8 protein-coding genes are annotated in these 15,392 nt (G+C 66.3%); 3 read left to right on the forward strand and 5 right to left on the reverse strand.

Annotated features, from left to right (window positions below; genetic code table 11):
• Positions 1-22: 22 nt before the first annotated feature.
• Positions 23-1,408 carry a methyl-accepting chemotaxis protein gene (locus tag ACFQ00_RS13795; RefSeq protein WP_381491906.1) on the reverse strand — a complete coding sequence of 462 codons (1,386 nt, stop codon included), beginning with the start codon at positions 1,406-1,408 and terminating at the stop codon, positions 23-25.
• A gap of 168 nt (positions 1,409-1,576) precedes the next feature.
• Here ACFQ00_RS13795 and ACFQ00_RS13800 point away from each other — a divergent pair, with 168 nt between their 5' ends.
• The 3 genes from ACFQ00_RS13800 to ACFQ00_RS13810 all read left to right on the forward strand — a co-directional run bounded on the left by ACFQ00_RS13800 (position 1,577) and on the right by ACFQ00_RS13810 (position 8,116).
• Positions 1,577-2,770, forward strand: coding sequence for a PAS domain-containing protein (locus tag ACFQ00_RS13800; protein ID WP_381491909.1), 1,194 nt, complete (start codon positions 1,577-1,579; stop codon positions 2,768-2,770).
• A 61-nt stretch (positions 2,771-2,831) separates the two neighbouring features.
• Positions 2,832-7,595 (forward strand): NAD-glutamate dehydrogenase, encoded by a 4,764-nt coding sequence (locus tag ACFQ00_RS13805; protein ID WP_381491912.1) that lies wholly within the window; start codon positions 2,832-2,834, stop codon positions 7,593-7,595.
• Between the two features lie 86 nt (positions 7,596-7,681).
• Positions 7,682-8,116: a hypothetical protein gene (locus ACFQ00_RS13810; RefSeq protein WP_374595219.1), complete on the forward strand. Its 435-nt coding sequence runs from the start codon at positions 7,682-7,684 to the stop codon at positions 8,114-8,116.
• A gap of 9 nt (positions 8,117-8,125) precedes the next feature.
• Here ACFQ00_RS13810 and ACFQ00_RS13815 read toward each other — a convergent pair whose 3' ends face one another.
• From ACFQ00_RS13815 to ACFQ00_RS13830, 4 genes are read right to left on the reverse strand one after another with little or no spacing between them, the layout of a single operon-like run.
• Positions 8,126-8,794 (reverse strand): glutathione S-transferase family protein, encoded by a 669-nt coding sequence (locus ACFQ00_RS13815; protein ID WP_374595217.1) that lies wholly within the window; start codon positions 8,792-8,794, stop codon positions 8,126-8,128.
• Between the two features lie 42 nt (positions 8,795-8,836).
• Positions 8,837-13,366 (reverse strand): glutamate synthase large subunit, encoded by a 4,530-nt coding sequence (gltB, locus tag ACFQ00_RS13820; RefSeq protein WP_381491916.1) that lies wholly within the window; start codon positions 13,364-13,366, stop codon positions 8,837-8,839.
• On the reverse strand, positions 13,363-13,896 hold the full coding sequence (locus ACFQ00_RS13825) for a DUF2059 domain-containing protein (RefSeq protein ID WP_381491919.1): 534 nt from the start codon (positions 13,894-13,896) through the stop codon (positions 13,363-13,365). Before ACFQ00_RS13825 ends, gltB begins: the two co-directional genes overlap by 4 nt.
• A complete protein-coding gene (locus ACFQ00_RS13830; RefSeq protein WP_381491922.1) occupies positions 13,893-15,347 on the reverse strand; it encodes an NAD(P)-dependent oxidoreductase in 1,455 nt (484 codons plus the stop codon). Before ACFQ00_RS13830 ends, ACFQ00_RS13825 begins: the two co-directional genes overlap by 4 nt.
• Positions 15,348-15,392 lie beyond the last annotated feature (45 nt).

Consider the following 15,392-nt stretch of genomic DNA (forward strand, 5'->3'; position numbering starts at 1 on the left):
AAGCGCCAAGCTGTGTGCCGGCTCATGCAGCGAGGCTGGTGGTGAAGCTGTGCACAGCCTGCTGGAGCGCGGCGAGGTCGTCGTCGACGCTGCGGAACGAGGTCTCCACCATGTCCATTTCCGAGGCCATGGCTTCGGTCGTCTGACGGATGCGGGCGATGGCGTGGGACATGGCGTCAGCGGAAAGTGCGGTTTCGTCGACCGAACCGCTGATCGTGGTGACGGTGGCGGCCTGGCTGTCCATCGCGGTGCGGATGCTGTCGGCGGAAACGCGGACGCCGTCCACGGTGCGCCGGATGGCACCGTTGGCGTTCACGGTGTTGCGCGTCGCTTCCTGAATGGCGGCGATCTTGGCGGCGATTTCGTCGGTAGCGCGCGCGGTCTGGCCGGCGAGCGACTTCACTTCGGAGGCGACCACGGCAAAACCACGGCCGCTTTCGCCCGCGCGTGCTGCCTCGATCGTGGCGTTGAGCGCGAGGAGGTTCGTCTGCCCGGCGATGTCGCGGATCAGGCTAACGATCGATTCGATCGCCTGCCCGTGGCTTTCGAGCATGGAAACGGTGGTTGCGGCGGCGTCGGCCTGCGCGGTCGCCTCGTTGGCGATGCCGGTGGTGGCGTCGACATCGCGGCGGGTTTCTTCGATGACGCGAATGAGGCTCGCGGCGGTTTCGGCGGCCTGACGCATCGCGACGGCGGACTGCTCGGCGGCTGAAGACACTTCGGCGGCGCTGCCCAGCATCTCGCGCGTGCGTCGCGCGGCGGCCTGCGAGCGTTCACGAAGCGCGCGGCTCTGTGCGCCTGCGCGCTCGACGACAGCGGCGATCTCTTGCCGGAAACGGTTGGCCTGTTCGCGGAGCAGCGTGTCGACACGCGCGCGTTCAAGGTCGTGAAGCGCGGCGATAAGGACGCTCGCTTCGTAGGAGGCAAGGCGCATCAGCGCCGTCGTGGCGCGTAGCAACTGTGCGGGCGTGTCGGCGAGGGCGACGGTCAGGTGCCGCAACACGGCCTCGTCGCTCGCCTGATAGCTGGCCAAAACGACGTGGTGTGGGATGCCGCGCCGGTCGATGGCACGCGCGGCGGCGGCGAGCCGCTCGCCGAACGCTGAACCGAACGGGTCGCACCATTTCTCTCGTGCGTAGGCGACGCCCTCAGCGAGTTTGCGGCCGTGCGGGTCGTCGGCGCGGGCATGGCCGGGGGCGAGCCGGGCGAAATGATCGATGTAGGTGCGCACGAACGCGTCGATCTGCGGCTCTACGTGCGGCCAGAACTCGGCGAGCGTGGCAACGAGCGTGCCCTCGGGGTCGATCGCCTGTCGCCGGTCCGCCACGTTGAGCTGTGGTGTCGACGGTGCCGATACGATCACGCCGGCCCCGCCCGATTTCGCCCAGTCCTGAATAGCCCGTGTCACCCGCTGCGCCCCTGAATCACCTGATGGGCGGACGCTAGCGGAGATTTCTTAACGAGGCTTTGACCATGCGGCGGATGGGGGCGGCGAAACAGGCTGTTAACCATTATTCAACGGCTTCGCGGGCATGGTCCGTACTGTTCAGCACAGCGGGGCGAATTGGGTTCGAAAATGAGCGACATGAGCGAAGACTTTCTCGATCTTTCCGAGCCGGATTTCGAGGCGCCGCCGATTTTCGCCGATCAGGACGAGCGGCGGATGCACGTGCGCGCTTACAACTACTGGGCGTCGCTGCTGCGCGGGCGCGAGTTTCCGAGCGTGACCGACCTTGATCCGGCGAGCCTCGACGATTTCGGACCGCACTCGATCCTGCTCGATTTCACGGAAGACCGCGAGAACCCGCGCCTGCGCTACATCGGGACGCTGCTGCGCGAGGAGTGCGGGCTTTCGAGTGCCGACATCGCGCTCGACCACGTGCCGAGCCGCTCGCTCGTCTCGCGGCTGACCGACCATTTCTTCGAGATCATCGCCAATCGCGCGCCGATCGGCTTCGAGGCCGAGTTCGTGTCGCAGCGCGGGAACAACACGCTGTATCGCGGCATTCTGATGCCGCTCTCATCGGACGATGACAGCATCGATTTCATATACGGCGTGATCAACTGGAAAGAACTGGCGGGCGCTGAGTTCGAGGCGCAGCTGGCGTTCGAGGCACATGAAGCCGACGGTGACGAACCGATCATCGTGCAGAAGGCCGAAGCCGCGGTCGTCGAGCTGGAGCCGGGCGATCTTGCGGGCCGGCTCGCGGTGGCGCGTGCCAATGCGGCGGCGGTGCAGACGGCGGACCAGCGTTCGCGCGCCGCGCTCTATCGGGCGCTGGGCAATGCTTATGATTTCCACCTTGCCTCTGAGGAGGATGCCGAGGGTTTTGCGAGGCTGCTCGCCGAGGCCGGGCTCAAGGTTCAGGCGCGGGCGCCGTTGACGGCGGTGGCGAAGCTGGTGTTCGGTTCGGACTATGACAAGACGCGGCTTACCGAGTTCGCGTCTGCATTGGGCGCGGCGGTGCGTGCCGGGATTCCGGCGGGTGGGTTTATTGCTTTTGTCGTGAGTGCCGAAGGCGGGCTCAAGGGGCTGGTGCAGCGGGAGCGGGCGGCGAAGGCGAAGCCGGCGCCGATCAAGACGACCGAGACGGTGCGGGCACGGCTGCGTGCGACCGAGCCGCTTGCGCATATCGATCTGCAGTCGGACGAGGAGTTTGTGTTGCTCGTTGCGAAAAAGAGCGATTCGGGCGGAATTGATGTGCTGGAAGCGGTTCCGCACACCCAAAATCTGCTCGAAGTGGCCCTGAAACGCCTCGCCGCGCACTAAACTTGCCTCGCGGGAGGCAAAATCGCATAAGGCCATTTCATTCTCTATCCGGAGTGTTGAGATGGCGACCGCCGCGGCGACCAACGAAGCGCCGAAACCCAAAGTTTCCCGTACCCTATTGAAATCACTGGAAAAAGCTCTCTTCGACCACGCGCTTCCGGGCGAAACCGAAGATTTGGGCAAGGGGGCTGCGAGCGCCATCGTCGATTTCGCGGCCGGGCTGTTCGACGCCCGTACGCCGGGTACGCCGGTTATCGAGATCGCCTCTTCCGACGGTGAACCGGGCCGCCGCCGCACATGGATTGGCATCCTCAATGACGACATGCCGTTCCTCGTCGATTCCGTTTCCGCCGCGCTCACCCGCAGCGGCATCACCATCCACCGGCTGCTGCACCCCATACTCGCGGTCGAGCGCGACAAGGCCGGCAAGCTGAAAGCCCTCGCGCCCGCGCGCGGCGAGGCCGACGGCAAGCTTCGCGAGTCCTTCATCTATGTGGAGGCCGACCGCGTCGGCGCGCGCGGGCGCACAGCGCTTGCCGAAGATCTCGCGCGTGTGCTCGCCGAAGTGCGCGTTGCGGTCGAGGACTGGCGGGAAATGCTCACCCGGCTCGGCGATGCGCGCGCCGAACTCGGCCGGTCGTCGATCCCGGTGCCTGCCGACGACGTGATGGAGGCGAAGGCCTTCCTCGACTGGCTGGGGCAGGACAATTTCACACTGCTCGGCGCCTGCGACTATGAGTTTGGTCGCGCGCTCACGGATACCAAGGCTGAGCCGAAGGCGGGCGAGGGGCTTGGGCTGCTGCGCGACCCGGCGTTCCCGCTGTGGCGCGGCGCCGAAGGCTTCGAGGTGCTGCCCCCGGCGCTGCGCGCCTACATGGCGACGCCCGATCCGCTGCTCGTCACCAAGGCGAACACGGTCTCTTCGGTGCACCGCAACGCCTTCTACGATGTCGTCAGCGTCAAGCGTTACAACGACAAGGGCAAGGTGATCGGCGAACGCCGTTTCGCGGGCCTGTTCACCTCCGCCGCGCTCGCGGCCTCGCCGAAGTCGATCCCGATCGTGCGCCGCAAGGTGGAACGCGTCGAAGCGGCGCTCGGCTTCGATCCGCGCAGCCACACCGGCAAGGCGCTCGCGCACATCATCGACACGTTCCCGCGCGAGGACCTGTTCCTCGTCGACGCCGAGCGCCTGACCGGCATGGCGCTCGGGATGCTGTCGCTGCTCGAACGCCCGCGGCCCAAGCTGTTCACGCGGCTCGACCCGTTCGGGCGGTTCGTATCCGTGATCGTCTACGTGCCGCGCGATGCCTATCACAGCGGCATTCGCGAGCGTGTCGGCGCGATGCTGGAGGATGCCTTCCAGGCACGGCTTTCGCGCTATGACGTGGAACTGCGCGCCGAAGGGCTCGCGCGCGTCCAATATTATCTCGGCACAACGCCGGGGCAGGTGCCTGAGGTCGACGAAGCTGCGCTCGACGCGCGGCTGACATCGCTGGTGCGCGGCTGGGAAGAGGCGCTGGAAGCGGCGCTTTCCGAGCGCGCGGGCGCGACCCGCGCAGCACGCCTCGCGCTCAGCCACGGCCGCAGCTTCACGGCATCGTACCGCGAGCAGTTCAGCGCCGACGAGGCGGCCGAGGACGTGATGCGCCTCACCGCGCTCGAAACCGGCGACGACCGCGACGTGTTCATCTATCGCCGCCCCGGCGACGCGGAAAACCGGCTGCGCATCAAGATCTACCGGCTCGGCGAGATCATTCCGCTTTCGGAGGTGGTCCCGGCGCTCGAGAACTTCGGCTTCCGCGTGATCGAGGAATATCCGTTCGACCTCGCGGGCGGACGGCTCGGCTGGATCCACGATTTCATGGTGGAAAGCGGCCGCGGCGAAGCCATCGACATGGCGTTCGTGAAGGAACGCGCCGAACCCGCGCTCCGTTCGGTCCTGAAGGGCGAGCAGGAAAACGACGTATTCAACGCGCTCGTCGTTGGTGCGGCGCTGCCGATCGGCAATGTCGTGTGGCTGCGTGCGTATTTCCGCTACATGCGGCAGACGGGCGTCTCCTACAGCCAGCAGACGGTGGTGGATGCACTGCGCGCGCACGGCGCGATCACGGCGGCGCTCGTCGATCTGTTCCGCGCGCGTTTCACGCCGGGCGTGAAGGGGCGTGAGGCAGCGATGGGCGAAGCCCGCGCGCGGATCGACGGCGGCCTTGCCGATGTCTCCGCGATCGACGAAGACCGCATCATCAGCCTCTACCGCGACATCATCTCGGCGACGCTCAGAACCAATGCGTTCGTGAACGGCACCGGCGCCGGGCCGGAAGCGCTGGCGTTCAAGCTCGATTCCCATGCCGTGCCGGGCCTGCCGCCGCCCGTTCCCTATCGCGAGATCTGGGTCTATTCCCCGCGCGTGGAAGGCATCCACCTGCGCGGCGGCCGCATCGCGCGCGGCGGCCTGCGCTGGTCCGATCGCCGCGACGATTTCCGCACCGAGGTGCTGGGCCTCGTGAAGGCGCAGATGGTGAAGAACGCGGTGATCGTTCCCACCGGCTCCAAGGGCGGCTTCTATCCCAAGCAGCTGCCGCCGGCATCGAACCGCGAGGCGTGGCTTGCCGAAGGGCAGGAGGCGTATCGCATCTATATTCGCGCGCTGCTTTCGGTGACGGACAATATCGTGGAGGGCAAGGACGTGCCGCCCGCGGGCATCGTCTGCCACGATGCGCCCGATCCCTATCTCGTCGTCGCCGCCGACAAGGGCACGGCGACCTTCTCCGACATCGCCAATGCGATCAGCGTCGATCACGGCTTCTGGCTGGGCGATGCGTTCGCGAGCGGCGGCGCCAACGGATACGACCACAAGGCGATGGGCATCACCGCCAAGGGCGCGTGGATTTCCGTGCAGCGGCATTTCCGCGAGCGCGGCGTCGATGTGCAGAAAGACGCGGTCCGCGTGATCGGCGTCGGCGACATGTCGGGCGACGTGTTCGGCAACGGCATGTTGCTTTCGAAGACGCTGAAGGTGGTCGCGGCGTTCGATCACCGCCACATTTTCCTCGATCCCGAACCCGATGCGGCGAAAAGCTGGAAGGAACGCGACCGGCTGTTCAAGCTGCCGCGATCGTCGTGGGACGATTACGACAAGAAACTGATTTCGAAGGGCGGCGGGGTCTTCCCGCGCAGCCAGAAATCGATCGCACTCACCCCCGAGGTGCAGGCGATGCTGGACGTGGACGCGAAGAGCCTGTCGCCAAGCGACCTCATTCACGCGATCCTGAAGAGCCGCGCCGATCTCTGCTGGTTCGGCGGCATCGGCACCTATGTGAAAGCGGCGACGGAATCGAATGCCGATGTCGGCGACCGCGCCAACGATCCCGTTCGGGTGAATGCCGAGGAGATGCGCGTACGCGTGATCGGCGAGGGTGCCAACCTCGGCGTCACGCAGCAGGGCCGCATCGCGTTCGCGCGGGCCCACGGCCGCATCAACACCGACTTCATCGACAATTCGGCGGGCGTCGATTGTTCGGACAACGAGGTGAACATCAAGATCGCGCTGCAGCCCGCGCTCGCTTCCGGCAAGATGAGCATGGCGGCGCGGAACACGCTGCTCGAATCGATGACCGACGACGTCGGCCAGCTCGTGCTGCGCGACAACGTGATGCAGACGCAGGCGATTTCGGTCGCCGAGAGCGGCGGCAGCGGTGCGCTGCCCGCCTATCAGCGCGTCATCCAGCTCTTGGAAGCGAGCGGGCGGCTCGACCGCGTGGTCGAAAACCTGCCGAGCGACGAGCAACTGACTCAGCGCGCGCTTGCCGGCGGCGGGCTCGAACGGCCCGAACTCGCCGTGCTGCTCGCCTATGCGAAGATGGCGCTTTACGACACGATCGTGGAAAGCCCGCTGCCCGATGATCCGCTGCTCGTGCAGGATCTCGAAATGGCGTTTCCACCTGCCGTTCTGAAAGCCTTCAAGGCGGGCGTGACCGGCCACCGGCTGCGCCGCGAGATCATCGCAACGAAGCTTGCGAACCAGATCGTCAACCGCGGCGGCATCACGCTCGCGTTCGAGCTTTCGGAGGAGCAGGGCACCAGCCTTGCGCATGTCGCCTCCGCCTTCGTCATGGCGCGTGAGCTGTTCGACCTTCGCGATCTGTGGCGGACGATCGACGCGGCGGCTGTGGATGCGCGCACGCACATCGTGCTGCACGCGAAATCGATCCGCGGCCTGCGCGCCCAGATGGCGGATGCGCTCCGCGCTTCGGCGCCGGGCGATCTGCCCTCCGCCTGCATTTCGGCGTGGAAACCGGGTATTCAGCGGCTCGCGAAGCAACTCGACAAATTGCTGCGGCCGGAACCGCGCGCGCAGGTCGAGCGGCTGCGGCAGGAACTGCTGCGCGACGGCGCGCCCGCCGAAATCACCGAGCGCCTCGTCGAACTCGAAGGTCTCGACGGGGCGATCGGCAACGCGCGGCTTGCATCCGAACTCGGCGTTCCCGAGCGCGCCATTGCCGATGCCTACACGCGTGTCGGCGAGACGCTTGGGCTCGATTGGGCGAAGGGCGTTACCGCGCAGCTTTCACCGTCCGACCCGTGGGAACGGCTGCTCGTCGCGGGCCTGCTGCGCGATTTCGAGCAGCTGCGCATCGACCTCATCAAGCGCCAGACGAAAAAGGGCGGCGATCCGGTGAAGGCGATCGAGGCGTGGAGCGCGGCCAATCCGGTCCTTATCCAGCGCATGGCGGACGCCACGGCGCGGGCGCGCAAGTCCGGCGTCGTCACCACCGCGATGCTCGCGCATCTCGGCAGCCAGGCGCGTGCACTCCTTGTGAGCTGAGCCAAAAGTTCAGGCACTGTTCACGCCGCGCGGCGTTGGGTAAGGGTGAGGACGCCGTCCACCAGCGGGCGGCGGCGGAAAGGAACGTGATGATTCGTCTGGCACTGGTTGCAGCGATTGGAATGGCGGGCGCGGCCGTATCCGGTACGGCGCTGGCTCAGGCCGCCCAGCCGGAGAGCGCCAAACCGCCGGTGACGAACAGCGGCGTTCTGAAGCGCGTGCCGCTCGACCAGTGGATGCCGGAAAACTGCCCGAATCCGGAGCGCCGCGGCGAGATCGTGGTCTGCGGCCGCCCCGACGAGGAGCCGACGGTGGAAACCCCGCCGGAGCCGGGCGAGCCGGGCACAGACGTTCCGAGCGAGCGGCTGAAGCTCACCGAGCCGGGCAATGTCGCGCCGAGCAGCGCGTGCAGCGCGGTCGGCCCTGCGGGCGATGTCGGCTGCAGCCGAAACGAATACGAGCAGTGGCGCCGCGAGCGCGAACTCCAGAAGGCGCGCGAGAAGGTTCCGAAGCCGAAGTAAAACGGCCTTTTAGAAATCCAGCTTGTCGTAGTGCGCGGGCGGCGAGAGGCCGTCCATGCGCTCTGAGAGGAGCGCGCGGAACGTAGGGCGCGATTTGATCGCCGAATACCACTGCTTCGCGGTTGCGTGGCCGTGCCAATCGAGCGCGGAGAGATAGTCGATCACCGAAAGATGTGCGGCCGCCGCGATATCGGCGAGGCCGAACGTCGTGCCCGAAAGCCAGCGGCGGTGATCGAGCAGATATTCGATATAGCCGAGGTGATGTTCGAGGTTGCGGCCCGCCGTGCGGAGCGCGCCGCCATCGGGCGATGCACGCTGCACGATGCGCTTGAACATGCGCTCGGCGAGCAGGATGTGGCCGACTTCCGCGTAGAATTTCTGATCGAACCACACGCACAGGCGGCGCACCTCGGCACGGTCTGCGGCGCTCGCACCGAGCAGCGGCATCCGCTCGATGGTTTCCTCGAAATATTCGCAGATCGCGGTGCTGTCGATGAGCGCCGCGCCGCGATCGCCGATCAGCACCGGGGTCTGCCCGGCCGGGTTCAGATCGACGAATTCATCGCGTCGCGCCCACGGCAATTCGGGAACGAGTTCGACCTCGACGCCCTTCTCGGCAAGCGCGAGGCGGACCTTCCGGGAGAACGGGCAGAGCGGATATTGGTAAAGGCGCCACATGGTTAAGCCCGGTGATACGGGGAAGCCCGCGGCGCTGCAACCTTACTCCGCGGCGACCACGCTTTCCGCATCCTCCAGCGGATGCTTGATGCGGCTCACCATCTCCTTCGGGCAGACCTGCACGAAGCGGGGAAGGGCGGTTTCCCAATCCTCGAGGATCGTCTGCGCCCATGCGGAATCGGTTTCGCGATGGTGGGCTTCGATCGCGGCGCGGAGCACGCCTTCCCAGTAGGCGGCGCGCACCGGCTGCCAGATCACGCTGTCCGGGTTGACGCGCGTGTCGAAGTCTCCGGCCGTGTCGTAGACGAACGCCATGCCGCCGGTCATGCCCGCGCCGAAATTGTCGCCCACGGGGCCGAGGATCACCGCCATGCCGCCGGTCATGTATTCGCAGCCGTTGGCGCCGCAGCCCTCGACAACGACCTCGGCGCCCGAATTGCGCACGGCGAAACGCTCGCCCGCCTGTCCGGCCGCGTAGAGACGACCCGAGGTGGCGCCGTAGAGCACGGTGTTGCCGATGATCGTATTCTCGTTCGACTTCAGTGGCGAGGAGACGAGCGGGCGCACGACGATCGTGGCGCCCGAAAGCCCCTTGCCGACATAGTCGTTGGCGTCGCCGAACACCTCGAGCTTCAGGCCCTGCACGGAAAAGGCGCCGAGCGACTGGCCCGCCGAACCGCGCAGACGCACGTGGACATGGCCGGGCGCGAGGCCGTTCATGCCGTACTTGCGTGTGATCGCCGAGGAGAAGCGCGTGCCGACGGCGCGGTGCGTGTTGCGGACCGAGTAGGTGAGCTGCATCTTCTCGCCGCGGTCGAACACCGCCTTGGCATCGACGAGCATCTGCGCATCGAGGCTGTCGGGCACCTCGTTGCGGCGCGTCTTCAGGTTGAAGCGACGCTCGCTGTCGGGGGCGTCCACCTTGGCGAGGATGGGATTGAGGTCGAGGTCGTCGAGATGTTCGGCGCCGCGGCTCACCTGGCGGAGAAGCTCGGTGCGACCGACAATCTCGTCGAGGCTGCGGAAGCCGAGGCTCGCAAGGATGTCGCGGACCTCCTCGGCGATGAAGCTCATCAGGTTGATGACCTTCTCCGGCGAACCGGCGAACTTCTGGCGCAGCTTCTCGTCCTGCGTGCAGACGCCGACGGGGCAAGTGTTCGAATGGCACTGGCGGACCATGATGCAGCCCATCGCGACGAGGCTGAGCGTACCGATGCCGAACTCCTCGGCGCCGAGGATCGCGGCGACGACGACGTCGCGGCCGGTTTTGAGGCCGCCGTCGGTGCGGAGCTTCACGCGGCCGCGCAGGCTGTTCAGCGTCAGCACCTGGTTGACCTCGGTAAGGCCCATCTCCCACGGCGTGCCCGCGTACTTGATCGAGGTCTGCGGAGACGCGCCGGTGCCGCCGACGTTGCCGGAGACGAGGATCACGTCCGCGTGCGCCTTGGCGACGCCCGCCGCGATCGTGCCGATGCCGGCTTCCGAGACGAGCTTCACGCAGACGCGTGCGTCGGGGTTGATCTGCTTCAGGTCGTAGATGAGCTGCGCGAGATCCTCGATCGAATAGATGTCGTGGTGTGGCGGCGGCGAGATCAGCATCACGCCGGGGGTCGAGTGGCGGAGGCGCGCGATCATTTCGGTGACCTTGAAGCCGGGAAGCTGGCCGCCCTCGCCGGGCTTGGCGCCCTGCGCGACCTTGATCTCGATCTCTTCGCAGGCGTTCAGATATTCGGCGGTGACACCGAAACGGCCAGACGCGATCTGCTTGATGACCGAGTTCGCATTGTCGCCATTGGGATAAGGCTTGTAGCGCGAGCGATCCTCGCCGCCTTCGCCTGAAACCGCCTTGGCGCCGATGCGGTTCATCGCGATCGACAGCGTCTCGTGCGCCTCGGGCGAGAGTGCGCCCAAGGACATGCCCGGCGTCACGAAGCGCTTCCGGATCTCGGCGATCGACTGCACTTCTTCCACCGGCACGGCGGGGCGGGTGTGATTGAATTCCAGAAGATCGCGCAGATAGATCGGCGGCAGATCGCGCACGCCGCGACTGAACTGCAGATAGGTGGAATAGCTGTCGCTCGCAACCGCCTGCTGTAGCAGATGGATGAGGTTCGCCTGGTAAGCGTGCGGCTCGCCGTTCGCGCGGTAGCGATAGAGGCCGCCGACGGGAAGCGCCGTCACTTCCTCGTCATAGGCGAGTGCGTGCCGGTCGCCCGCGCTCACATGCAGCGACGAGAAACCCTCGCCCGAAATCTTCGCGGGCATACCGGGGAAGAAATCGGCAACGAGCGCGCGCGACAGGCCGACCGCCTCGAAATTATAACCGCCGCGATAGGATGAGATGACGCTGATGCCCATCTTGCCCATGATCTTGAGCAGGCCGTCCTCGATCGACTTCCGGAACCGGTTCACGCAGGTGGTGAGGTCCATGTCGCCGAACAGGCCCTTGGCGTGGCGCGCCGCAATCGATTCCTGCGAAAGCCACGCGTTCACCGTGGTGGCGCCGACGCCGATCAGCACGGCGAAATAATGCGTGTCCATGCACTCGGCGGAGCGCACGTTGATGCTGGCGAACGAACGCAGGCCCTTGCGCACGAGATGCGTGTGCACGCCCGCCGCCGCGAGGATCATGGTGATGCCCGCGCGCGTCTTCGAAACGTTCTCGTCGGTGAGGAAGAGCTGGCTCTTGCCCGAACGCACGAGATGCTCGGCCTCGGCGCGCACGCGCGCGATCGCTTCGCGAAGCGCGGCGGGGCCGCCCCCAACCTCGTACGTGCAATCTATGATTGCCGCCTGGTCGCCGAAGTGCGCGAGAAGCCGCGCCCAGTCCCGGTTCGTCAGCACGGGCGATTCCATCACCACGACGCCCTGCTGCTTCGCATCCTTGTCGAGGATGTTGGCGTAGTTCGAGAAGCGGGTTTTCAGGCTCATCACGCGCGTCTCGCGAAGCGAGTCGATCGGCGGGTTTGTGACCTGGCTGAAGTTCTGCCGGAAGAAGTGCGACAGGCAGCGCGGGTTTTCGGAGATGACCGCGAGCGGCGTGTCGTCGCCCATCGAGCCGACCGCTTCCTTCGCGTCCTCCACCATCGGCGCGAGGATCAGTTCCATGTCTTCCATGGTGAGACCCGCGGCGACCTGACGGCGGCGGAGTTCATCGGCATCGAGCGTCTGCCCCGGCTCCGGCGTGTCCGCGCCCGGCACGTCGGCGAAGTTGCGGAAGCCCTTCACGAGCGATGCGTAATCCGCCTCACCCGCGATGCGATCCTTGATCGCCTTGTCGTCGTAGTAGCGCGCCTCATCGAGATCGACCGCGATCATCTGGCCCGGCCCAAGCCGTCCCTTCTCGATCACGGTCGCCTCGGGCACCACGACCATGCCGGTTTCCGAGCCGACGATGAGCAAGTTGTCGCTGGTGCGCGTGAAGCGCATCGGGCGCAGGGCATTGCGATCGACCGCGGCGGCGATCCAGCGCCCGTCGGTCATGGCGAGCGCGGCGGGGCCGTCCCACGGCTCCATGACGCTGGCGAAGAAGGCGTACATGTCGCGGTGCGCCTGCGCGAGCGTCGTGTCCTTGTTCCACGCTTCGGGCACCAGCATCAGCTTCGCGGTCGGCGCGTCGCGGCCCGAGCGCACCATCACCTCGAACGTCGCGTCGAGCGCGGCGGTATCGGATGCGCCCGCCGGGATCACCGGCTTGATGTCTTCCGAAAGATCGCCGAAGGCCTGCGCGGCCATCTTGATCTCGTGGCTCTTCATCAGGTTCTTGTTGCCGCGAACCGTGTTGATCTCGCCGTTGTGCGCAAGGCAGCGGAACGGCTGCGCCAGCCACCACGTTGGGAACGTGTTCGTCGAATAGCGCTGGTGATAGATCGCGAAGCGGCTGACGAACTTCTCGTCCTGCAGATCGGGATAGAAGACGGAGAGCGCCTCTGCGAGGAAAAGGCCCTTGTAGATGATCGAGCGCGACGACAGCGAGCAGATGTAGAAATCGCGAATCTGCGCCTCGATGATCTTCTTCTCGATGCGGCGGCGGATCAGATACAGATCCTTCTCGAACGACGCCTGGTTCTCGTAGTTCTCGCCGGGCTGCGGTCCCTTGATCATGATCTGCTCGATCTCGGGGCGCGTCAGCTTCGCCTTGTCGCCGATCACCGAGCTGTCGACGGGCACCTGCCGCCAGCCATAGATTTCGTAACCGAAATCAATGATCTCGGATTCGACGATGCTGCGGCAGGTTTCCTGCTCGGCAAGGTTGGTGCGCGGCAGGAAGACCTGCCCCACGGCGAGCAGGCGGTCGATACGATGCTTGTGGCCGGCGTGCTCGATGTGCTTCGAGAAGAAGGCGATGGGCAGCTCGACATGGATGCCCGCGCCGTCGCCGGTCTTGCCGTCCGCATCCACCGCGCCGCGATGCCAGACCGCCTTCAGCGCATCGATGCCGAGCGCCACCACGCGCCGCGACGGCTTGCCGTCGGTCGCCGCGATGAGGCCCACGCCGCAGGCATCGGATTCCATATCCGGGCGGTACATGCCCTCGCGGGCGATGCGTTCACGTTCGGCCGAGTTGATCATTTCGCTTCATCCAGCATTTCGCGCTGCGCGCGGGCAAATCCGTTCGAGACCGCGGCCATTCCCGCAGTCATTCCGGCGCGTTCGCCGATGGCTTTCATGCTCGCCTGGGTCTGTTTCTCGGCGGCGATGAATTTCTGTCCGGCCGGGCTTTTCAGGAAGGCGATTGCGGCATCGAGTTCGGCCGGCGAGAGTGCGCCCCGATAGGCCGCCGTGAAATCGGCGAGCATCGCCGGATACGCCTTGCGCAGTTCGGCGAGGAATTCCTCGGCCAGAATCTTCTGCAGCCGCTCCCGGCCGCCGCGACCGTTCTCGATGAGATTGCGAACGGCGCCGCTGGTGCCCTTGTCGCTTTCGAGCTGCGCGACGACCTGCGTGCCGAACATCGGTACGAGCGCGCTGAAAACCTCGTCGAGCTTCGCTTCGACACCCATGAGGGCGACGAGCTGCGACGCGCGATCAGGCTCTGCCGCAAGGGCAGGGGGCGCGGCGAGCAGAAGCGCTGCCGTGAGCGTGAGGAGACGGAGCTTCATGCGGCGGCTTTCTTGGCTGACGCGCCCGCGCGGGCGGCGAGATACGTGTGCATCGTCTTCGCGACGTCGCGGCCGTCGCGGATTGCCCAGACGACGAGGCTTGCGCCGCGCACGATGTCGCCGGCGGCGAACACGCCGTCCACGCTCGTCATCATCGTCTTGTGGTCTGTACGCAGCGTGCCCCAGCGTGTGACGGTAAGATCGGGCGCGCCGAACAGCTGCGGCAGGTCTTCGGGATCGAAGCCGAGCGCCTTGATGACGAGATCGGCCTCGACGCGGAAATCACCGCCCTCAACGACTTCAGGCGCGCGGCGGCCCGAGCCATCCGGCGCGCCGAGGCGCATCTGCTGCGCGCGAACGCCCGCGACCTTGCCGCCCTTGTCGTCGAATGCCTGCGGTGCGGAGAGCCAGACGAACTCGACGCCTTCTTCTTCGGCGTTGGCCACTTCGCGCTGCGAGCCCGGCATGTTGGCGCGGTCGCGGCGATAGAGGCACTTCACCGAAGCCGCGCCCTGGCGCACGGCGGTGCGCACGCAATCCATAGCCGTGTCGCCGCCGCCGATGACGACGACGTGCTTGCCTTCCGCATTCAGCGATCCGTCCTCGAACGCGGGGACGCTGTCGCCGAAGCTCTTGCGGTTGGAGGCGATCAGGTAATCGAGCGCGGGGATGACGCCGCTTGCGCCGACGCCCGGCGCCTTGATGTCGCGCGCCTTGTAGACGCCGGTGGCGATGAGCAGCGCATCGTGCTTCGCGCGGAGCGCGGCGAGCGTCATGTCGCGGCCGACCTCGAAATTATAGTGGAAGACGATGCCGCCTTCCTCGAGCCGCGCGAGGCGGCGCATCACGACCTCCTTTTCCAGTTTGAAGCCGGGGATGCCATAGGTGAGGAGGCCGCCGCCGCGATCGTGACGATCGTAGACGTGCACTTCATAGCCGCGGCGGCGCAGATACTCGGCGGCGGTGACGCCCGCGGGGCCGGCGCCAATGATGCCGACGGACTGGCCGGAACGGTCGCTGAGCGGACGCAGCGGGCGGACCCAGCCTTCCTTCCACGCAGTATCGGTGATGAACTTCTCGACCGAGCCGATGGTGACGGCGCCGTGGCCCGACTGCTCGATCACGCAATTGCCTTCGCACAGCCGGTCCTGCGGGCAGATGCGGCCGCAGACCTCGGGCATGGTCGATGTGGATTCGGAAAGCTCGTACGCCTCCTGAAGCCGGCCTTCGGCGGTGAGGCGCAGCCAATCCGGGATGTTGTTGTGAAGCGGGCAGTGGACCTGGCAGAACGGCACGCCGCACTGCGAGCAGCGCGAGGCCTGCTCCTCGGCCTTCGCAAGGATGTAGGTGCGGTTGATCTCGAGGAAGTCGTCGTCGCGTTCGGCGGCCGGGCGTTTTTCCGGAAACGCCTGCGCGAGCCCAACGAACTTCAGCATATCCTTTTCGGCCACCCGATTTCCCCTTGCGGTTCCGGCGCGGCTTTTACGGTCGCAAAC

Origin of the sequence: Sphingosinicella xenopeptidilytica (assembly GCF_042676985.1) — a bacterium.
In the GTDB taxonomy this organism is placed as follows: Bacteria; Pseudomonadota; Alphaproteobacteria; order Sphingomonadales; family Sphingomonadaceae; genus Sphingosinicella; species Sphingosinicella xenopeptidilytica.